The organism is Altererythrobacter epoxidivorans, assembly GCF_001281485.1.
Classification (GTDB): domain Bacteria; phylum Pseudomonadota; class Alphaproteobacteria; order Sphingomonadales; family Sphingomonadaceae; genus Erythrobacter; species Erythrobacter epoxidivorans.
The window spans coordinates 2,519,948-2,538,522 of record NZ_CP012669.1 but is presented as its reverse complement, the minus strand read 5'-3'; the positions used below and the strand labels follow the sequence as shown (position 1 = coordinate 2,538,522).

Annotated in this window: 15 protein-coding genes; 9 read left to right on the top strand and 6 right to left on the bottom strand. The window is 63.2% G+C overall.

Going from position 1 to position 18,575, the window contains the following annotated elements:
* Positions 1-23 precede the first annotated feature (23 nt).
* Positions 24-1,658, bottom strand: coding sequence for a M23 family metallopeptidase (locus AMC99_RS12530; protein WP_083440167.1), 1,635 nt, complete (start codon positions 1,656-1,658; stop codon positions 24-26).
* Between the two features lie 293 nt (positions 1,659-1,951).
* Between AMC99_RS12530 and AMC99_RS12525 the strand changes: the two genes are divergently transcribed.
* From AMC99_RS12525 to AMC99_RS12505, 5 genes are all read left to right on the top strand, one after another.
* The gene (locus tag AMC99_RS12525; protein ID WP_083440245.1) at positions 1,952-4,513 is read left to right on the top strand and encodes a helicase-related protein; all 2,562 of its coding nucleotides are present in this window, start codon (positions 1,952-1,954) and stop codon (positions 4,511-4,513) included.
* Positions 4,473-4,829 carry a S4 domain-containing protein gene (locus tag AMC99_RS12520; RefSeq protein ID WP_232301418.1) on the top strand — a complete coding sequence of 119 codons (357 nt, stop codon included), beginning with the start codon at positions 4,473-4,475 and terminating at the stop codon, positions 4,827-4,829. The genes AMC99_RS12525 and AMC99_RS12520 overlap by 41 nt, the downstream gene beginning before the upstream one ends.
* 15 nt (positions 4,830-4,844) lie before the next feature.
* Positions 4,845-5,183 carry a ferredoxin FdxA gene (gene fdxA / locus AMC99_RS12515; RefSeq protein ID WP_061927013.1) on the top strand — a complete coding sequence of 113 codons (339 nt, stop codon included), beginning with the start codon at positions 4,845-4,847 and terminating at the stop codon, positions 5,181-5,183.
* Between the two features lie 312 nt (positions 5,184-5,495).
* Entirely contained in the window at positions 5,496-6,029 is a 534-nt protein-coding gene (locus AMC99_RS12510; protein WP_061927011.1) for a CarD family transcriptional regulator, read from the top strand.
* A 127-nt stretch (positions 6,030-6,156) separates the two neighbouring features.
* Positions 6,157-7,008 (top strand): head GIN domain-containing protein, encoded by an 852-nt coding sequence (locus AMC99_RS12505; RefSeq protein WP_061927009.1) that lies wholly within the window; start codon positions 6,157-6,159, stop codon positions 7,006-7,008.
* 100 nt (positions 7,009-7,108) lie between these two features.
* Here the strand turns inward: AMC99_RS12505 and AMC99_RS12500 are convergent, their stop codons facing one another.
* The gene (locus tag AMC99_RS12500; RefSeq protein WP_061927008.1) at positions 7,109-8,068 is read right to left on the bottom strand and encodes an L-threonylcarbamoyladenylate synthase; all 960 of its coding nucleotides are present in this window, start codon (positions 8,066-8,068) and stop codon (positions 7,109-7,111) included.
* 63 nt (positions 8,069-8,131) lie between these two features.
* Between AMC99_RS12500 and AMC99_RS12495 the strand changes: the two genes are divergently transcribed.
* Positions 8,132-9,874: an acyl-CoA dehydrogenase family protein gene (locus AMC99_RS12495; protein WP_061928028.1), complete on the top strand. Its 1,743-nt coding sequence runs from the start codon at positions 8,132-8,134 to the stop codon at positions 9,872-9,874.
* 6 nt (positions 9,875-9,880) lie between these two features.
* A complete protein-coding gene (locus AMC99_RS12490) occupies positions 9,881-10,708 on the top strand; it encodes a DUF815 domain-containing protein (protein WP_061927007.1) in 828 nt (275 codons plus the stop codon).
* Between the two features lie 30 nt (positions 10,709-10,738).
* On the opposite strand, the gene AMC99_RS12485 is transcribed toward AMC99_RS12490, so the two are convergent.
* Positions 10,739-12,220, bottom strand: coding sequence for a PQQ-dependent sugar dehydrogenase (locus tag AMC99_RS12485; protein WP_061927006.1), 1,482 nt, complete (start codon positions 12,218-12,220; stop codon positions 10,739-10,741).
* Between the two features lie 64 nt (positions 12,221-12,284).
* Between AMC99_RS12485 and AMC99_RS12480 the strand changes: the two genes are divergently transcribed.
* Positions 12,285-12,767 (top strand): GAF domain-containing protein, encoded by a 483-nt coding sequence (locus AMC99_RS12480; protein WP_061927005.1) that lies wholly within the window; start codon positions 12,285-12,287, stop codon positions 12,765-12,767.
* Between the two features lie 133 nt (positions 12,768-12,900).
* On the top strand, positions 12,901-13,818 hold the full coding sequence (locus tag AMC99_RS12475) for a hypothetical protein (protein WP_157058331.1): 918 nt from the start codon (positions 12,901-12,903) through the stop codon (positions 13,816-13,818).
* A 42-nt stretch (positions 13,819-13,860) separates the two neighbouring features.
* Here the strand turns inward: AMC99_RS12475 and AMC99_RS12470 are convergent, their stop codons facing one another.
* The 3 genes from AMC99_RS12470 to AMC99_RS12460 form a co-directional block, all read right to left on the bottom strand.
* A complete protein-coding gene (locus AMC99_RS12470) occupies positions 13,861-16,623 on the bottom strand; it encodes an MSCRAMM family protein (protein WP_061927001.1) in 2,763 nt (920 codons plus the stop codon).
* A 43-nt stretch (positions 16,624-16,666) separates the two neighbouring features.
* Entirely contained in the window at positions 16,667-17,482 is an 816-nt protein-coding gene (locus AMC99_RS12465; protein ID WP_061928026.1) for a fimbrial biogenesis chaperone, read from the bottom strand.
* A 255-nt stretch (positions 17,483-17,737) separates the two neighbouring features.
* Positions 17,738-18,367 (bottom strand): DUF4402 domain-containing protein, encoded by a 630-nt coding sequence (locus tag AMC99_RS12460; protein ID WP_061926999.1) that lies wholly within the window; start codon positions 18,365-18,367, stop codon positions 17,738-17,740.
* Positions 18,368-18,575 lie beyond the last annotated feature (208 nt).

Here is an 18,575-nt window from a genome sequence, read left to right as displayed (position 1 = left end):
GCAATCGCGCACGGCTTGCCGCGTCAGCCGATCTCGCGTTTCATGTCGAGTTTCTCGATCTCGCGCTTGGGTTCTTCGACTTCGGAAGCACGCGGGGCGAGGTCTTCAAGCGCTGCGCCCGGTTGCACTTCCTTAAGGCGTCGCAGGGTTGCGCGGAATTCCATCAGCTCGCGCCCTTCCAGCTGCGCGCGCGTGACGAAGCTGACGGTGCGCGGATTGATCGCCCTGCCACCGCGATACATCTCGTAATGGAGATGGGCGCCGGTCGATAGGCCGGTCGAACCGACATAGCCGATAACCTGGCCCCGGCGAACGCTCTGCCCCGCGCTCACGGCGATACGGCTCATATGGCAATAGCGGGTCGAGAGGTTGCCGCCATGAGCAAGCTTTACCGCATTGCCGCAGCCGCCGGCCCTGCCCGCACTAGAAACCCGGCCATCGGTCACGGCAACGATGGGCGTTCCGTGACGGGCGCGGAAATCCATGCCTGAATGCATGCGGCGATAACCGAGGATCGGATGGCGCCGCATCCCGAAATTCGAGCTGATCGAACCGGGTACCGGGGCAACGAGCCCGTTGCGCTGTTCGCCAACGCCAGACGCCTCGAAGAATCGGCCTTCATTGCCCCAGCGCATGAGCTGGGTACGGGGCGTGTCGCCGCGGTCGATCCCTGCATAAAGCAGCTTGCCGGCCTGCCGTTCGCCAGTCGCGGCACGGCGATAGGAAACGATCATGTCGAACGTGTCGGTCGCCGCAACCGACCGATCGAGATCGATCTGCCCGTCGAGCGCCTTGATATATTCCTGTACCGCGCTGGCCGGAGCGCCAGCCGCACGCATCGAACGATAGAGGCTCTGCCCGACGGTGCCTCGGATGCGCAGCGGCGTATCGTCGACGCGGATGACGTTACGCTTCAGCGACAGCTCGCCTGCATCATTGCGGAAAACTTCCAGCTCGAGATCGAAACGGGCACGAAAGGCCAGCTTGTCGAGCGGACGCGCTGCACCGGGTTCGGGCCTGCGACCGAGCACGATGTCGACCCGTGTCCCGGAATCGATATCCGAGAGAGGAACAGCGCCCGAAACCATCGAATTGACGCGGTCTGCATCGCCAGATCCGACCCCGGCGCGCTGCAGCATGCGCATGAAGCTGTCGCCGGACGAAAGCGTGGCGACAAATTCGATCTGGGGGCGTTCCGGCGCCGATTTGAGAGGGATGACCTGTGGCGATGCGCTCATGTGGCGGCCGCTGTCGGCCCCCAGTGCGAGCGGGGTGATCATCTGGCTGCGGAATTCGTCGCGCGCCGTCTGGTCGAGATTGATGGAATTGCGTGCTTCCAGCGGGGCGAAGTCGGGCCAGAAAGCCAGCGCCACCGCGCCGAGACCGAGCATCGTACCAAGTCCGCGGAACCAGCGCTTGCTGCCGATTTCCTGGGCGAGATCAGGCGCAAGGTCGATTTCTTCCAGTTTGGACGAGGCAGTTTCGCGCCATCCGTCATACCGGGCGCGCATGACCATCGCGCGCGATGACACGCCATCGAACCAGCCACCTGCGCTCGCGGCAAACCTGCTGAACGCGCGCGCCTTCGGTTTCGGAGACTCCTGAGTCCCGAAATCGAATGACAGTTCGTCTTCGCTGGTTTCGATGTGCCCGTTCATTTCCCGCGCTTGGTTCAAGCGTTTGTCCCACGAGGCGCCAGTGATCCCGCACTGCGCGCCTGCGCCGGTTACTTGGCGGATTTCTCTGGCCAAACAAAGTTAATTCACGGTGAAGAATCGGCCAGCCGAGTCCCCTGCGCGGCCAGTTGTGCATCATCTGCCCGGGCCATTGCCGCCATCGGGTCAATTGTGTCAGAGATCGGGGTGTGAACGGCAAAACCAATCGCGACAGCCAGTTGAAGGCCGTCCTGGGTCCGACGAATACCGGCAAGACGCATCTCGCGATCGAGCGGATGTGCGGCCATTCGAGCGGCATGATCGGCTTTCCGCTGCGATTGCTGGCTCGCGAAGTGTACGACCGCGTCTGCGCCATCAAGGGCGAGAAAGCCGTCGCGCTGATTACCGGCGAAGAGCGCATCGAGCCCGAAAACGCGCGATATTTCTGCTGCACGGTCGAGGCGATGGACCGGCTTGGCGGTGGTCACGCCTTCGTCGCACTCGACGAAGCACAATTGTCGGCAGACCCTGAGCGCGGGCATATCTTCACCGACCGCCTGCTCAACGCCAGGGGCCGCGAAGAGACGATGCTGCTGGGATCCGCGACGCTCGAACCGCTCGTCCGCAACCTCATGCCGGAAGCCGAACTGGTCGAGCGGCCCCGATTCTCCACCCTGCGACACGCCGGATCGACGAAACTTTCCCGCTTGCCTCCACGAAGTGCAGTCGTCGCCTTCAGTTCCGAGCAGGTTTACGCTGTGGCCGAGGCATTGCGTCGCTTCAGGGGCGGTGCGGCCGTGGTGATGGGCGCGCTTTCACCTGAAACACGAAACAAGCAGGTCGAATTGTTCCAGAATGGTGAGGTTGATTATATCGTTGCGACCGATGCGATCGGGATGGGTCTCAATCTCGACCTCAACCATGTCGCCTTCGGAGCGCTCTCCAAATTCGATGGCCGGCGCAAGCGGCGCCTGACACCCGCCGAAATGGCGCAAATTGCCGGTCGCGCAGGTCGCCACCAGCGCGACGGCACCTTTGGCACCGTGTCGGGAATGCGGGGCGGCAGTGCGCAGCCGCCCGAATTCACCGAAGAAGAAATCTACGCGATCGAAGAGCATCGTTTCGCGCCCCTCACCCATCTCTTCTGGCGCGAGGCGGAGCCGCGTTTCGACAGCCTGCCGGTCCTGATTGCAGATCTCGAGCGGTCGCCGGACCAGCCGGAGCTTCGCGCCGCGCCCGAGGCTATCGATCTCGCCGTGCTCAAGAGGCTGGCCGAAGAACCTTTCGCACAGGATATCAGGGGCGCGGGTAAGGTGCGGCGCTTCTGGGAGGTCTGTTCGCTGCCCGATTTCCGCAGCATCGGGGTCGAATCGCATGCGCGTTTTGTCGCGAGACTGTGGCAGGACCTGCAAAAAGGTTATATCGGCGCCGACTTCGTTGCCGCGCGCATCGCCGAACTCGACCGGGTCCAGGGCGACATCGACACGCTGCAAGGCAGGATAGCCGCGATCCGTTCGTGGGCCTATATCTGCCAGCGACCGGACTGGGTTCTGGCGCGGGACGAAATGGCAGCGCGTGCGCGCGGGGTTGAAGCAAAATTGTCGGACGCGCTCCATGCGCGGCTGACCGAGAGATTCGTAAACCGAAGGACTGCAATCTTGATGAAATCACTGGGCCAGGACGGGAGCGCCTTGCCGGTTACGCTGGAAGACGACGGAGCGCTGACGGTCGAAGGGGAATCGATCGGCCGGCTCGAGGGCTTTCGCTTCGTGGTCGACCCGCAGGCTGCGCATAGCGATCGCAAGATGCTGCTCGCGGCCGGTGAAAAGGCGCTTCCGGGCATCCTGTCTAAGCGCGCCGAATGGTTGCTGTCGGGCGGATTGGACGAGCTCGAACTCGCCAATGGCGCGATCAACTGGCGTGGAAGCCGCCTGGCGACGATCGAGATGCCCGATGATTTCGCCAAGCCGCGCCTGGTGCTGGCGCGCGAGGTCTCGATCCTGCCGGAAGCCCCGCGAAAGGCGCTCGAGGCGGGCCTTCTGGCATGGCTCGAAGCGAAGATCGAACCGCTCGCCCCCCTGCGACAGCTGGCAGAGGCAGCGCGCGACCCCTCCGCAGGATCGGAAGCGCGCGCCCTGTTGCACACGCTGATCGATGGTCACGGTGTCGTCAGCCGCGAGAATGCCGGGCTGCAGCACCTGCCAAAGGAACTGCGTCCCTATTTGCGCAAGCTGGGGGTCGTGTTTGGCGCTCTCGACATTTTCGCCCATGCGCTGCTCAAGCCTGCGCCGCGCCAGCTTTTACATGCCCTCGGGATCGACCAGCGGCCGCTCCAGGATGCGATGCTGCCGGTTATCGCCGAACAGAAGCGGCTGCCCGCAGGCTATCGCCCGGCCGGCAGCCAGGCGATCCGCGTCGATCTGGCCGAGAAGATCCTGCGTGCAGCGTTCGAGGCCCGGGCAAAGAAGCAGGGACCGGACAAGAAGCCGCCCCAGCGTTTCCATCTCGACATAGCCCTGCCGATTTCGATCGGGCTTGAAGAGGCAAACATTGCCCGCCTCCTCGGCGCGGCAGGTTTCCGCCAGTTCAAGGCGAAGCCCCTGGCAGAGGGTGCATTCGGCCCGGAAGCCCCGGATAGCTGGGGTTGGCGCCCGCGCCAGGCGGGCGAACGCCGCGATGGCCGAAAGGGACACAAGGGCACTCAAAAGGGGCAGAATGACAGGGGGCGCGGTGCAAAGCGTCACGACAAGCGCGGCAAACCGGGCGGTCCACAACGTGCCGCCGGCAAACCGCCGCGCAAGACCGGCGGTGCCTTCGATGGGCTGGCAGACCTGCTGGGACCGGGTCGCATTGGCTGAGGTCGATCCAGCGCCGAACGAGTCGATGCGGCTCGACCGGCTGCTGGTCTATCTTCGCCTTGCCCGGACCCGGAGCCGCGCCTGCGCTTTCATCGAAGAAGGGCACATCCGGCTCAACGGGAGGCATGTCCGGCGCGCCAAGGAGGAAATCGGCATTGGCGATATCCTGGTGCTGCCCTGGGGTGACGGGGTGCGGATCATCGAGATCCTCTCGCTTCCCGATCGCCGCGGACCGCCCGGAATGGCACGATCGCACTATCGCGAACTTGACCGCAGCGCACAAAGCGCCATAGCACCAAACCAAACCGATGATTGAGAAGGACACTCATCCATGACCTACGTCGTCACCGACGCCTGCATCCGCTGCAAATATACCGACTGCGTCGAGGTCTGCCCGGTCGATTGCTTCTACGAAGGCGAGAACATGCTCGTCATCAATCCCAGCGAATGCATCGACTGCGGTGTGTGCGAGCCTGAGTGCCCGGCCGAAGCGATCCTGCCCGATACCGAAGACGGTCTCGAAAAATGGCTCGAGCTGAACACCAAGTTCAGCGCCGAATGGCCAAACATCACGAGCCAGAAGGAACCGCCTGCGGACGCCGACGAGCACAAGGGTGAAGAGGGCAAGTTCGAAAAGTACTTCACGCCCGAACCCGGCGAAGGCGACTGATCCAGCCTTCCTGGCACGCGCCGTAGCGCCGCTGACAGGCCTTTGCCTCAGCGCCCTATTCCTGCTTCCCGGCGCCTTCTGCATCGCCCTGCAGAACCCCTTGGCACGCGATTGAAGCAAGACTCGCAATTTTGTTGCGAATGTGTTATATAATAGACCAAGCCTGCCGGTTTGGTCCCGGCATGTGCGCGTAAGAAGAAAGGCTAAGGACCAGCAGCACCAATCGTCGGACGTTCGCGGTGCCTGCCCGTGCAGGTGCCAAAGGGGGGTCTGACTGTCTGCTGGAAGCCGGGTCGACAGAAAGGATTTTGCATGGCCAGCAAGGCTCCTGCGTTCACCGTTGGCGACTATGTCGTCTATCCCAAGCACGGCGTTGGCCGTGTCATCGAGCTCCAGAACGAAGAAATCGCGGGCATGCAGCTCGAACTCTACGTCCTGCGGTTCGAAAAAGAGCGCATGACCCTGCGCGTTCCCACCAACAAGGTCGAATCGATCGGCATGCGCAAGCTGTCGAGCGACAAGACGCTGAAGGAAGCGATGGAAACGCTCAAGGGCAAGCCCAAGGTAAAGCGCACCATGTGGTCGCGCCGCGCTCAGGAATACGAAGCCAAGATCAACTCCGGTGAAATCGTGCTGATCGCAGAAGTCACCCGCGACCTGTTCCGTCCGGAAGACCAGCCGGAACAGAGCTATTCGGAACGCCAGATCTTCGAAGCGGCATCGAGCCGCCTCGCCCGCGAACTCGCGGCGATGGAAGAAACCGACGAGCCGACCGCACTCGAGAAGATTCTCAACGTGCTGCGCGAACACGCACCGCAATATTACGAGAACACCGAAGAAGCCTGATCGACAGGCGACCTTTCGGGATCGATGAAGGGCTGCCCTGCGGGGCGGCCCTTTTTGTTTGGCGCTTGATGCCTGCCCCTTGGTGTATTATATCAGCAATACGCATTCACGAGGAGGAGTAGGCTTCATGTTTCACAAGATCATCAAGGGAATCGCCCCGATCGCGGGAATCGCGCTGGCGGCCGCAATCGCCGGTTGCGGCGACATGGACGTGACCATCGACGGCGAAAAGGGTGTCGCCCTGGCCGAGCTAGACATGTCGGGCGATGCGCCCGAAAGCCTGGTCCTCGCCAGTTCCGACACGGTCATCATCAAGGATGGCAGCAAGCTCGACATCGACGTGACGGGCGACAGCGATGCTGTCGGCCTGGTTCGCTTCACCCTGAAGGACGGGACCCTCGGCGTGCTTCGTGCAAAGACCGACGACAAGGTTTCGGGCACCGCCATCGTAAATGTGACCATGCCTTCGCCCCGCTCGCTGACGATCGCCGGTTCCGGCACGATCGAAGCCGAAAGCATGTCGGACAAGGCGGATATCAACGTGCTTGGCGCCGGGAATGTCAGCGTGGCAAAAGTCACCGCCACCAGCGCAGACGTGAACATCGCCGGATCGGGCATGCTGACCGCGGCGGGTAGTGCCGAATCGCTCGACCTCAACGTCATGGGTTCGGGCAGCGCCGACATGAGCGGGTTCAAGGTCGAGACAGCCGATGTGACGGTCGCGGGATCGGGCGAGGCTTCCTTCGCTTCGGATGGCAAGGTCGAAGCCAGCATCGTCGGTTCGGGCACCGTCACGGTCATCGGCCGCGCCAAGTGCGAGGTGAGCTCGATGGGATCGGGCAAGCTGGTCTGCGAAACACCTGCAGAAGAGTCTGCGGAAGAGGCTGCCCCTGCCGACAAGCAGGCAGCCAAGAAGAGCGCCGCGACCAAGAAGAAGATCGCCAAGAAGTCCTCCGCGAAAAAGTCCCGCAAGGCTTGATATCTTAATCACTTCGGAAAGGGCCGCCTCCGCCAATCGGAGCGCGGCCTTTTCTATACGTCAGCCACCTCCCGTCGTCGGATGGCGTCGTGGCAGCCAATCAGGCTGCGGCGCGGCGCAGCCTGTCGTTGATGGCCCTGCCCACGCCCTGGTCCGGAACGGGTGCAACCGCCATGCGCGGCTTGCCGCTCGCCGCCCCCTGGTGGAGACAATCGTAGAGGCGAGAGGCGGCTTCGGCGAGGTCACCGCTAGCGGACAATGTGCAATCGCCTGCAATCGGTCCGAAACCGATCATGAATTCGTCGACGGCCGCATCTGCAGCATTCAGGCGAAGCGGCTTGCCCGGGGCGTAATGGCTCGCAAGCTGGCCCGGAGCTTCGATGGTCCCCTCAACCGGCTTGCCAGCGGCAGGAGCAGCAGCTGCGCGGTAGCTGTTGCGCAGGCTGCCGACATCGACAGGCCCGGGCCGAAGCTCGTCCCAGCGCCCGTCGCTGCGAATGGCAAGGATCGTCGATTCCACCCCGCCTTCGCAAGCGCCCCCGTCGAGCACCATGTCGATCCTCCCGTCGAGCGAGGCCAGCACGTGTCCGGGTGTCGTCGGGCTGATGAAGCCGCTGCGATTGGCGGATGGCGCGGCGAGCGGAAAATCGATTTCCTGCAGAAGGCTGCGCATCGCCGGATGCGCCGGACAGCGCAACGCAACTGTGTCGAGCCCTGCGGTGACGGCCGACGCCAATCCGGCATCCGCGCGCAAAGGCAGGACAAGAGTGAGCGGCCCCGGCCACTCCGTCTGCGCCAGTTCCAGCGCCGCGCCCGAAAGCTCCGCATATCGTGCAGCCTGCCCGGCATCGCGCACATGGACGATCAGCGGGTTGAAGCTGGGCCGCCCCTTGGCCTCGTAAATCCTTGCCACCGCTTCATCGCTGTCGGCCCTTGCGGCAAGACCATAGACCGTCTCCGTCGGGACGGCGACCAGCCCTCCTTCGCGCAGCGCTTCAGCCGCCCTAAGAATTCCTTTTCGGTCCGCGCCGATGATTTCCGTAGCGTTCTTGCCGCGCATAGCGGCGCGCTATAGGTGAGTGCCGAAATTGCCAAGCGATTTACCGCAAAGGAAAGACCTGCCGTGACTTCTTATTCCCCAGCCACCCAGGACCAGCTGCTCGCCATCCGCGTCAACGCGGGGATCGAAACCCTTGCCGATAGCGAGCGCTTCGCTGCTGCCGAACCCGACTTGGTCGAGGCCATCGTCGAAGGTGTCGGCCAGTTCGCCGCTGGCGAATTTGCGCCGCTCAACCGCATTGGCGATCTTGAAGGCGCAAAGCTCGAAAACGGAGTCGTCCGCCTGCCCGACGGTTTCAAGGAAGCCTACGACGCCTATGTCGAACAGGGCTGGAACGCCATTGCCTCGCCCGAGGCATTTGGCGGCCAGGGCCTGCCCTTCACCCTGGCCTGCAACGTGCTCGAAAACCTTGGCACCGCCAACATGGCCTTCAACCTGTTGCCTATGCTGAGCGTCGGCGCGATCGAGGCGCTCGAACATCACGGTTCGGATGCGCAGAAGGAAAAATACCTGCCCAATCTCGTCAGCGGGGCATGGTCGGGCACTATGAACCTGACCGAACCGCAGGCCGGATCCGATGTCGGCGCGCTGCGCGCGACCGCAACCCCGATCGAAACCGGCGAGCATGCCGGGAAGTACCTGATCCAGGGCCAGAAGATCTACATCACCTGGGGCGAACACGAGCTCGCCGGCAATATCATCCACCTGGTCCTGGCGCGCCTTCCCGATGCGCCCGAGGGGACACGCGGCATCTCGCTTTTCATCGTGCCAAAGTACCATGTGAAGGAGGATGGATCGCTCGGCCCGAAGAACGATCTTCGCTGCGTCAGCCTCGAACACAAGCTGGGCATCAATGCATCGCCCACCTGCGTCATGTCCTATGGCGACAATGGCGAATGCATCGGCGAGCTGGTCGGTGCGGAAAACCGCGGCCTGATGGCGATGTTCACGATGATGAACAACGCGCGCATCAATGTCGGCAACCAGGGCGTGCAGATCGGCGAGCGGGCAACGCAGCAGGCGTTCTACTACGCGCAGGAACGGGTCCAGTCGGCCCGCGCAGGATCGCCCGACAAGAACCCGGTTGCGATCATCGAGCATGCCGACGTGCGCCGCATGCTGCTGCGCATGAAGGCGCTGACCGAGGGTGCGCGTGCGCTGCTCTATTTTTGTGCCGGACAGGTCGATCGCGGAACGATCGGCGATGCCGCCGCCAAATCGCGGGCCGAGGTTCTCGTACCGCTGGTCAAGGCGTGGGGCACCGATATCGGCGTCGAAGTCGCAGGCATCGGCGTGCAGATCCACGGGGGAATGGGCTTCATCGAGGAAACCGGCGCCGCCCAGCACTGGCGCGATTCGAAGATCGCCCCGATCTATGAAGGCACGAACGGCATCCAAGCCGCAGACCTCGTGACCCGCAAGCTCGGCATGGACGGCGGCGAAGCCGTGACGTCCCTGCTCGCGCAGATCGTCAGTGAAAGCGCGGACGAGCCGCAGCTGAAGGCGCTGGCAGAAGACTGCCTCGCCATTGCGCAATGGATGCAGGGCGAGGCAAGTCTCGACGACAGGCTCGCAGGCAGCGTGCCGTTCTGCACCATGATGGCGGTTGCCGTTGCTGGGTGGCAGCTGGTGAAGCAGCGCGCGGCGGTCGCCGCAGGCGCAGCGCCTTCACTTGCAAGGACCAAGCCCGTGACCGTCCGCTTCTTCCTCGACCGCATCGTGCCGGAGGCTGCCGGGCTGAAAGCGTCGGCCACGGCTGGCGCGGATCTGCTCTACGAACTTCCCGCAGAAGTTCTGGCTGGCTGAACCGGAATGGCGGACCAGGGCGATCCGCTGGCACGCATTGCCGACGCGCTGGAGCGGATTGCGCCATGCGTGCCCGCAGCGATCGACTGGACCTCGCACCCCGCCTACGTCTGGCATGGCGGCCAGGTCCGCCCGGTGGCAGCGATAGAGGCGGTCCCGCTCGACCGCCTGAAGGGTGTCGACCGGCAGAAGCAGGCCGTGACCCGGAACGTCGCGCACATTGCCGCGGGCCATGCGGCGCATGACATGCTGCTGTGGGGCGCGCGCGGAATGGGCAAGTCGGCGCTATTGCGCTCCGCAGTGGTCGCGGAACAGGCTTCCGGCCAAGAACGGCTCGCGCTGATCCAGCTCGATGCGGAGAGCCTCGCCGCCCTGCCCGACCTGTTCGATATCCTTTCTGCGCTCGAGCGCAATTTCCTGCTCTATCTCGACGATCTTGCTTTCGACCACGGCGACAACCGCAGTCTGCGCCACCTGCGCAGCGCGCTCGAAGGCAGCCTTGCGCCTCGCCCCACCAACGTGCGTCTCGCGGTCACATCGAACCATCGCGCGATCCTGGTTCGCGGGCAGGATGACCAGGCCTCGCCCCTGCACGAGCGTGACCGAATGGACGATACGCTCGCGCTGGCAGACCGGTTCGGGCTGAAGCTGGGGTTCCACCCTTGCGACAAGGACGATTATCTCGCCATCGTTGCTGCCCATGCCGATGCCCACGGGCTCGACTGGGATGAAGGGGAGGCGCTGGAATGGTCGCGCAGCCGAGGGCCGCTGTCAGGGCGCAGCGCGTGGCAATTCGTGGTCGAAATCGCCGGACGCGCCGGCAAGTCGATCTAGCAGGCCGGCGCGGGTTGCGCCGCGCAACTCCTATTCGGCGGGTTCGGTCCGCGCGTAGTCATCCTGTCCGAAGCTCGCCCGCGGATCGCCGGTCAGCTCGCGCTGCGGGCGCAAGGCCTTGCCCTCGATCCGGTTGATCGCCGCACCCGGCTTGGCCCCGGGCGAGGTAACCCGCCAGATAATTCCGGCGGTATCGTCGCTTACGAGCAGGGAACCGTCACCGGCCCATGCGACCCAGGTCGGGCGGCCACGCGTCTTGCCATTGTCCTGCAGGAAGCCCCCCAGCACCGGCACAGGCTTGCCCTGTGGATTGCCGCGATCATCGAAGGCGACATAGACGACATCGTATCCGCTCGGCGGCTTGCGGTTCCACGAACCATGACGGGCAACGAACGCGCCATTGCTGAACTTCTCGCCCATCACATTGCCTTCCTGGCTGAAGACCAAGCCAAGTGCGGCGACGTGCGGACCCATCGCATATTCCGGCGTGCGGGCATATTCGACGAGATAGGCGGGCATCGGCGCCTCGACCCGGCGGTCGATGTTTTCGCCATAATAGACCCACGGCCAGCCGTACTGCGCGCCGACGGGTACGTTGGTGAGGTAGTCAGGTACGAGATCGGAACCGAGCATGTCGCGTTCGTTGACCGTGGTCCACAGCTCGCCCGACCATGGGTTGAATGCGAGGCCGTTGGCATTGCGCAGGCCGGTAGCGAAGGGCCGCTGGCGCTTTGCCGCCACATCGTATTCCCAGATCATTGCGCGACCTTCCTCGGCCTCCATTCCGCGCTCGCCGATGTTCGAAGCCGAACCGACCGCGACATAGATCTTGGAGCCGTCGGGGCTGACGATCAGGTTGCGCATCCAGTGATTGCCTGCAGGCGGCAGGTCCATCAGCTTGGTCGGTTCACCGGCCACCGCATCTGCGCCCAGCTCGTAAGGGAAGGACAGCAGCGCATCGTGGTTCGCGACATAGAGCGTGCCGTCGTGCCATCCGATACCGGAAGGCGAGGCTAGCCCGTCGGCCAGCAAGGTATCCTGCACCTCGGCCACGCCGTCGCCATCGGCATCGCGAAGCAGAACGATTTCGTCGGCAGAAGCGCCGGCCGATCCGGCCTTCTCGAACAGGAAACCGGCAATGAAGTCCTCGATCGATTGCATGATACCGCCGTCACCCTCGACCTCGACAGCCGGTGCACGGGTCAGCGCAACCAGGACATCGCCATTCGGCAGGGTGTAGAGCGTACGCGGATGGTCCAGCCCTTCGGCAAAACGTCCGACCGCCAGGCCTTCTGCGGCAGCAGGTGCCTCGTTTTCGCCCCAGCCCACCGGCTCGGCAATCGCCACCGTCGGAATCGTCTGGGCGTCGGGCTCTTCGAGAACTGGCTCGGTGCCGGTTACTTCATCGACCGACAGGCCGGCGGTGTCGCCGCGGGACAGCCACCAAAGGGCCGCCCCTGCCAGCAAAACGATGACGAGAAGGGCGATGAGGATCTTTTTCAGAATACGCATGGCTGTGCTGGATAGGCTACGCGCCCACTTGCGGCAATAAGCGAACTCTATAGAGCGCGTGGCCATGTATGATTTTCGTCCCGATCCCGCGCTCGACGATGCAGAGCGCTATCGCCAGTTGAGCCAGGCGGCAGACGCATTGACGGCAGGCGAGCCCGATGGTGTCGCGAACATGGCCAATGTCGCAGCGCTGATGTGGGAATTCATTCCCGCACTGAACTGGGGTGGATTCTATCGCATGGTCGATGGCGAGCTGGTGCTCGGTCCGTTCGTCGGGCGTCCCGCCTGCATCCGTATCCCGGTCGGCCGCGGAGTATGCGGTGCGGCGGCCGAGAGCGGCCAGACGCAGCTGGTCGAGGATGTGCACGCCTTTCCAGGCCATATCGCCTGCGACGCGGCGAGCCGGTCCGAACTGGTTGTCCCGGTGGTTCGCGATGAACAGGTTATCGCGGTGATCGACCTCGACAGCCCCGAACCGGCACGCTTCGGAGAGGGCGACGCCCGCGGGATCGAGGCGCTCGCGGCGCTCCTCGCCGACCGAATCTGACAGCCCCTAGGGCGATCATCGCCCCGAAACGGGACAGCGCCCGCGACCTGGTAGGGCGAATGGTTTCCAAATGCTAAACGGGATCCCGACCGGCGCGACTCCGATGCGCGCCAGCCAAGGGGAACTCAAAGCGATGAAACTTTCGACTTCGAAATCGGCGTTGGTCCTGGTGGCCGCTGCCACCGCGCTCGGCACGGCGAGCGCCGCGCAGGCGCAATATGCAGCAGGCCCGGACATGGCAGGCGCAAGCTATACCTATTCGAGCGATATTCCTGCCGAATATCAGACACTTCCCGACGCAGCTGGCGATGTCGAAGTTACCCGCACCGTGGCAGACGACGGGACGGTCATCGAAACCGTGACCCGCACGCGCATGATCGAGCCGCGCCAGGCCACAGGCGTCTGGCATTCCGCCGCGCCCGAACAGACCTATTACATGAACCATGCCGCCTACCAGCCGGTCGTGTGGGACCGCGAAACCTGGCTTGCCGAATGCGAAGCACGCACTCGCGGCACCTCGGGCAAGAAGAAAGGCGGCATCATCGGCGGTCTGCTGGGCGCGATCGCCGGCGGCATCATCGGCAACCGTGCATGGGACAGCGAACGGCTCGCCGGGACTGCGATCGGCGCAGTCGGTGGCGGCCTGGTCGGTGGAATTATCGGCGCCGCGATCGGTTCGAACGATGGGAAGCAGTATTACGACTGCCAGGAAGCGCTCGACCGCTACATGTCGGGTGCAGCCACGACACCGCGCTTTGCATCGCGCATGGTCGGCGCCCCGATGATGGCGGGCCACGCGACCTACGCACCGATGGCCTATGCCTACATGCCGGTCTACGCGCAGCAATACGCCTATAGCGAACCGATGACCTACATCGAGGACCGCGAGGAAATCCAGCAGCGCGTCGTCGTACGCGAAATCGTCACCGAGGAATGGGTCGATGAACCCGCCCGCGTGCCGGCACAGCGCATGATCAAGGAAAATCCGCCGGTTCGCCCGGTGCCGGTGAAGAACCTCCCGACCAAGCTTACCCCGGTCAAGGGCTACTGAGCCACTTGACCCTGGCTACGGCCGGGATGGCCCGGGCTTCCTTCAGGGAGCTTGGGCTGCCCCGCCCGTGGTCCGGTCGTCGCCCGGGCCGCCGCTGCTAGCGGCAATGATCAGGCTCGCCGAACGAAGCTTCGTCACACCCACGCGCGCTATCTCGCTGCCGTGCGACAGGCTGACGTTTTCGGACAGCGGTCGTTCGACTTCCAGTGCACGGGCCGATGCCTGACTGACCCGCAGGCGATAATTGCCATAAGGCACGCGCTGGAACAGGAAGAAGCCATCGAACTCGCTGACGGTCGTTGCGACGACGCGGCCGATATGGTCGACCAGCTCCAGTTCCACCCCGCCCTGCTCGAAGCCCGACGTGCTGTGGATCACGCCTTCGACTTCGCCCGACGGCGAGACGGCAAGCTCGATCTGGGTTGCAACGCCCGGACGCGGGGTTACCACGATGCCCTTGGTCGAGGGCACCAGGAACGGATCGGCCAGCGATGCCTCGTCGATCCCGACAAGGACGGGGACGAATGGCTTGAGGTCATCGACCAGGGCCATGCCCTTGTCATTGGTCAGCGCCTCTGTCGTGCGGAAGCCGGCCTCGACACCCACATCCTTGATCGTTTCCTCGCCCGGATCGCGAACGCCATCGCCATCGTCGTCACGGAAGATCGTGACCAGCGCCTGACCGTGGCGGGCAAGCTTGCGCTCGGAGAACCGGATTCCGCCATTTGCCGGATCGGGACCAAGGCTGAAGCTGGTCGAAAGACGCAGGCCGAACGAACCATCGGTACCGACATCGGCATTGGCGCGGACCGCAAACTTGTCGAAACGGCGTGAAACGCCGGCACCCAGGATGCCGACCTTACTCTGGGCGCGGTATTCCGCATCCAGCGAGATGGCGGTGCGCTCGTTGATCTGCTTCTGGCTCGACAGTTCGACCGTCTGCAGCCCCTTGTCCTCGCCCGAAAGCTTGAAATTGGCGACGCCGCGCAGTCGCATTCCGAACAGGCGCGTGTTGGTCAGCAGGCTGAGGCGCGTCTGCTCCTCGGTCTCGCTGTCCTCGTCGGGGTTTTCGAACAACTGGTGCGACAGGTTTGCAGTGAGGTTGATGCCGCGTGTCCCGATCGAGCTGCCTATTAACCAACTGGTAACCTTTGACCCGTCGCGGAAGCTCGCCCGGCCGACTGCCCCCTGCACCGGCAAGCGCAGGCTACCCACCTTCAGCGCCGTGTCAAAGCGCATGTTGGCCTGGTAGTTGAGATTGGCGCTGACGAGTTCGCTTTCGTACTGGCCGGCGACCCACATCGCGTCGACGCCGACGTTTACTGGCCCGAAACGCCCGGCGAGGTTGCCCTGGGTGACGAATCCGCCGCCAAGCTGGTGCGAACCGGCCAATTCGGCCTGCATCGATCCCAGAGAACGCTGCAAAGCAGCCTCGGCATAGTGCCGACGCTGCGAATTCATCATAAAGCTTTGATATCCGGCGGAAAAACTGGTCCGATCGTCGATTCCGTAAGCAATACCGGAACCCCAACGCCAGCCTCTGCCCGCCTGGGCCGCGTTACTTCGGCCGATCTCGATCAGATCCCGGTCCTGCTGGACGATGCCGCCCCAATATTCGAACTCGCCGGGCCGCAACAGCTGGCGGCCGACCGGATGCGATGATTTCTCGCGCCGTACCTGCCCCTGGGGGCCATAAAGGACGACTTCGAAATCGTTGCGACCGAAATAGAGGTCGATATCGAGGAATTCGTAGCGGCCATCGCCGTCCTCGTCCGTCTGGAACGCGATCAGCTGGCCGTTGCGATAAAGTTCGGCATCCCATCCGGTGGGAAGAACGCCGCGGAACTCGGTCGCGGAGAAGCGCGAATTGCGCTGGAAGCTCTCATTGCTGACGAAAAGCCCGCGTCCGACCGATCCGGTGCCCGTCAGCTGACCGGATTGCAGGCGAGCGTCGCCCGCCTCGATCTTGGTCGCCTTGAGCGGGCCCAGCAACTTGGCTTCGGGGTCGTAGCGGAACGCCTTGACGCGCAGCGAATCCGGCGTCCCCTGGTCATCGGAGGCAAGACGCGCCTCTACACTGACCTTGCCGATTTCGCCCGAGGCGAAGATCTCATAACGCGCACCGTTGCGAACGGGGGTTGCCCCGCCGGTGCGATAGGAAACGCGCGTATTCACGTCGATCGAGGGCGTGCGCCACATCTTGTATTCGGCATCGGCATGCGGATATTGCGCCAGGTCGAATGTCTGCTGCTTGCGCTTGGAAAGTCGCGCGGCGCGACTTTTCCGCTCGATCGCCTCCATGAACGGAAGCGGCTTTTCGCTCTCGAGCTTCACCACCGAGTTGTACAAGTCGGGCCGGAAAGTAACGCTGAACCAGCGCGACAACGCTTTCGTGTCGACGCACCAGCCCTCTGGCGTGTCATAGATCTCGTTTGTGAGCGGCGCACGCCCCGTGTTCACGTTTTGTACCGTATTGGAATCGCGGTCGAGGGTGAAAGTCTGGTCCTCCGCGAACAGCCACCCGGTTGCGCGGCGCGACTTTTTATCAAGTCGCACCGGAAGATCGAGCGACTGAATGACGTCTGCGAGATCGAGGCAAACACCGTTGGTGGTCTGGTAACCGCGCACGTCGTAGGTCATGCGGTAATTCTTGACCATCAGCTGCATGAGGAGGAAATCCTCCTCGCTCACCTGCCAGTTTGTCGGCTCTTGCGCCTGGGCCTGGCTCGTCAAAGGCGCAAACGCACCAAGCGCCGCTGCGAAACCCGCAGCGACGCCCAATGCATATTTGTTGCGCCTAATCATGGTGATAGCCCGATCCGGTCAGCCCGTGCCGATCGCTACTCGATCAGCCCAGCACCGTATCGACGGATGCGATCAGACCGCCCCCGTTCTCGGGCATTTCCCGGTATTCGAAAGTCAACGATCCGGTCATGGCCGCTGCCTGTTCCGGGGTAAGCGGCAGTTCGACGGTCCTGCTCTGGATCTCGGGATAGATTGCAACGCCGCGCACGACGTAGATCGGTTCGCCAGATCCGCGCTTTTTCACGCGCAGTTCGCCATAGGTCGAGCTTTCGCCCTGGCGGGTCATGCGAAGATGCAGTTCCGGTCCGCGTTCACCCTGCACGACCTGGGGATTGTGTAGCGCAACCTGCGCCTCGACCCGGCCGTGACGCACGATGATCGGGATCGTCACGCCGTAAACGGGGACGAGCTTGAAACTGATTCCCTGTGCCGGCTCTGCAGACTGTTCGGAAACAGGTGTCTGCTGGGGAATCGCGCGGAACGACATGTGGACGCGGTATTCGCCATCAGGGAGCTCGGCTTCCGGACGCGCAGCAATGCGAACCGCCTGCGGCTGTCCCGGCGGAAGCGTGATGCGCCGGGGGGCGTAACGGATCATGGAGAGAGCAGCGTCTTCCTTGTCATTCGAATCGACGGTTTCGACATCGACCAGCGAGCCGTCCGGCATCATCCTGCGAAGTTCGAGCCCGATGCGATAGGTCGCCTCTTCGCTCCCGATATTGCTCAGGATGATCTCCGTACCGCGGCGGCCGTCGAGAATGACACGAGTCGGCGCGACGAGCAGGTCACCCTGCGCCTGGCTCGGCATTGCGGTAAAGAACGAAGCGGCTGCGACGAACGTGGCGCCGAGACGCGCCATGTGCCGCACGAATGCACTCTGCATGATCTTTGCGATCCCTTCCCTGCGAAGTGCACGAAGCGAAAGTTACGCTGCACCTCTGTGTGTTACCGGAGTTTGGTAAGCGGAAATGGTTAAGATCGATTAAACCGTTGCAGATGCTGTGTCTGAACAGTGGCGATCGATGTCGCCAGAATCGACAAAGGCCGCATCCCTTTCGGAACGCGGCCCTCGCCTGGTGCGGTTAACTTAGGTAAACCGCCGGGATTCAATCCCTTACATGTAGTCGACCGATACGTCGAAGGTGCCCGAATAGGCGCCGGCGAGCTCGTCACCGTCGAAGTGCAGCGTGCCACCAACGGTGAAGCTGCCGTCGCCCGAACCATCCAGGTCGACGCTGTAGTAAGCGGCAACCGGATCGGTGCTGACGAGGTTGTTGTAAGCGTCATAGACGTCGACGGTCGAAGCGGCATTGAAGGTCGCGTCGGTGGTGAAGTCATAAAGCTCGAGGCGTTGCGTGTCGTCGACGGTCGCAGTGCCGTTGAGGTAGATGTAAAGCGGCGTCAGCGAATCTGCGGAAGGCAGGTTCACCTTGACGGTGCGGTTTGCGGTACCGCCCGAGATGTTGAACACCGGAACGTCGTTCGTGCCCGAGCAAACGAGGTTTGCGTCGCTGCAATCGAGAACGCCGTCTTCACCCATGATCAGCGTAGCCGGAGCAAGGCTGCTCTGGATTACGACTGCACCGAAATCGAGGGCCGAGCCGGTTTCGACTTCGAGAGTGAGGGCCGAGAGGATCTCGGCGCGTGCATCGGCGGTTGCCGAAGCCTGTGCGAATGCCGGGTTGGCAACTGCAGCGGCAGCAAGTGCAACACCTGCGGCGCCGATACGGAAAAACTTGGTCATAACTGGTCCCTTCCAAGCGTGGTCTTCTATCCCGCGACTGCGCCGAATCGGCCGCCGCCCGAACGGGTAAATGCACTCCGTTCGATGCCCTCAGTAGGGATGCTGAGTTCAGTCTTCGTTTGTGGGTATGGTTAATATTTTATCGTCGTTTTCGGCCAAAAATTAACCATTATTCCGAAAAATCAGAGGTTTAACGCGTTCATATTTT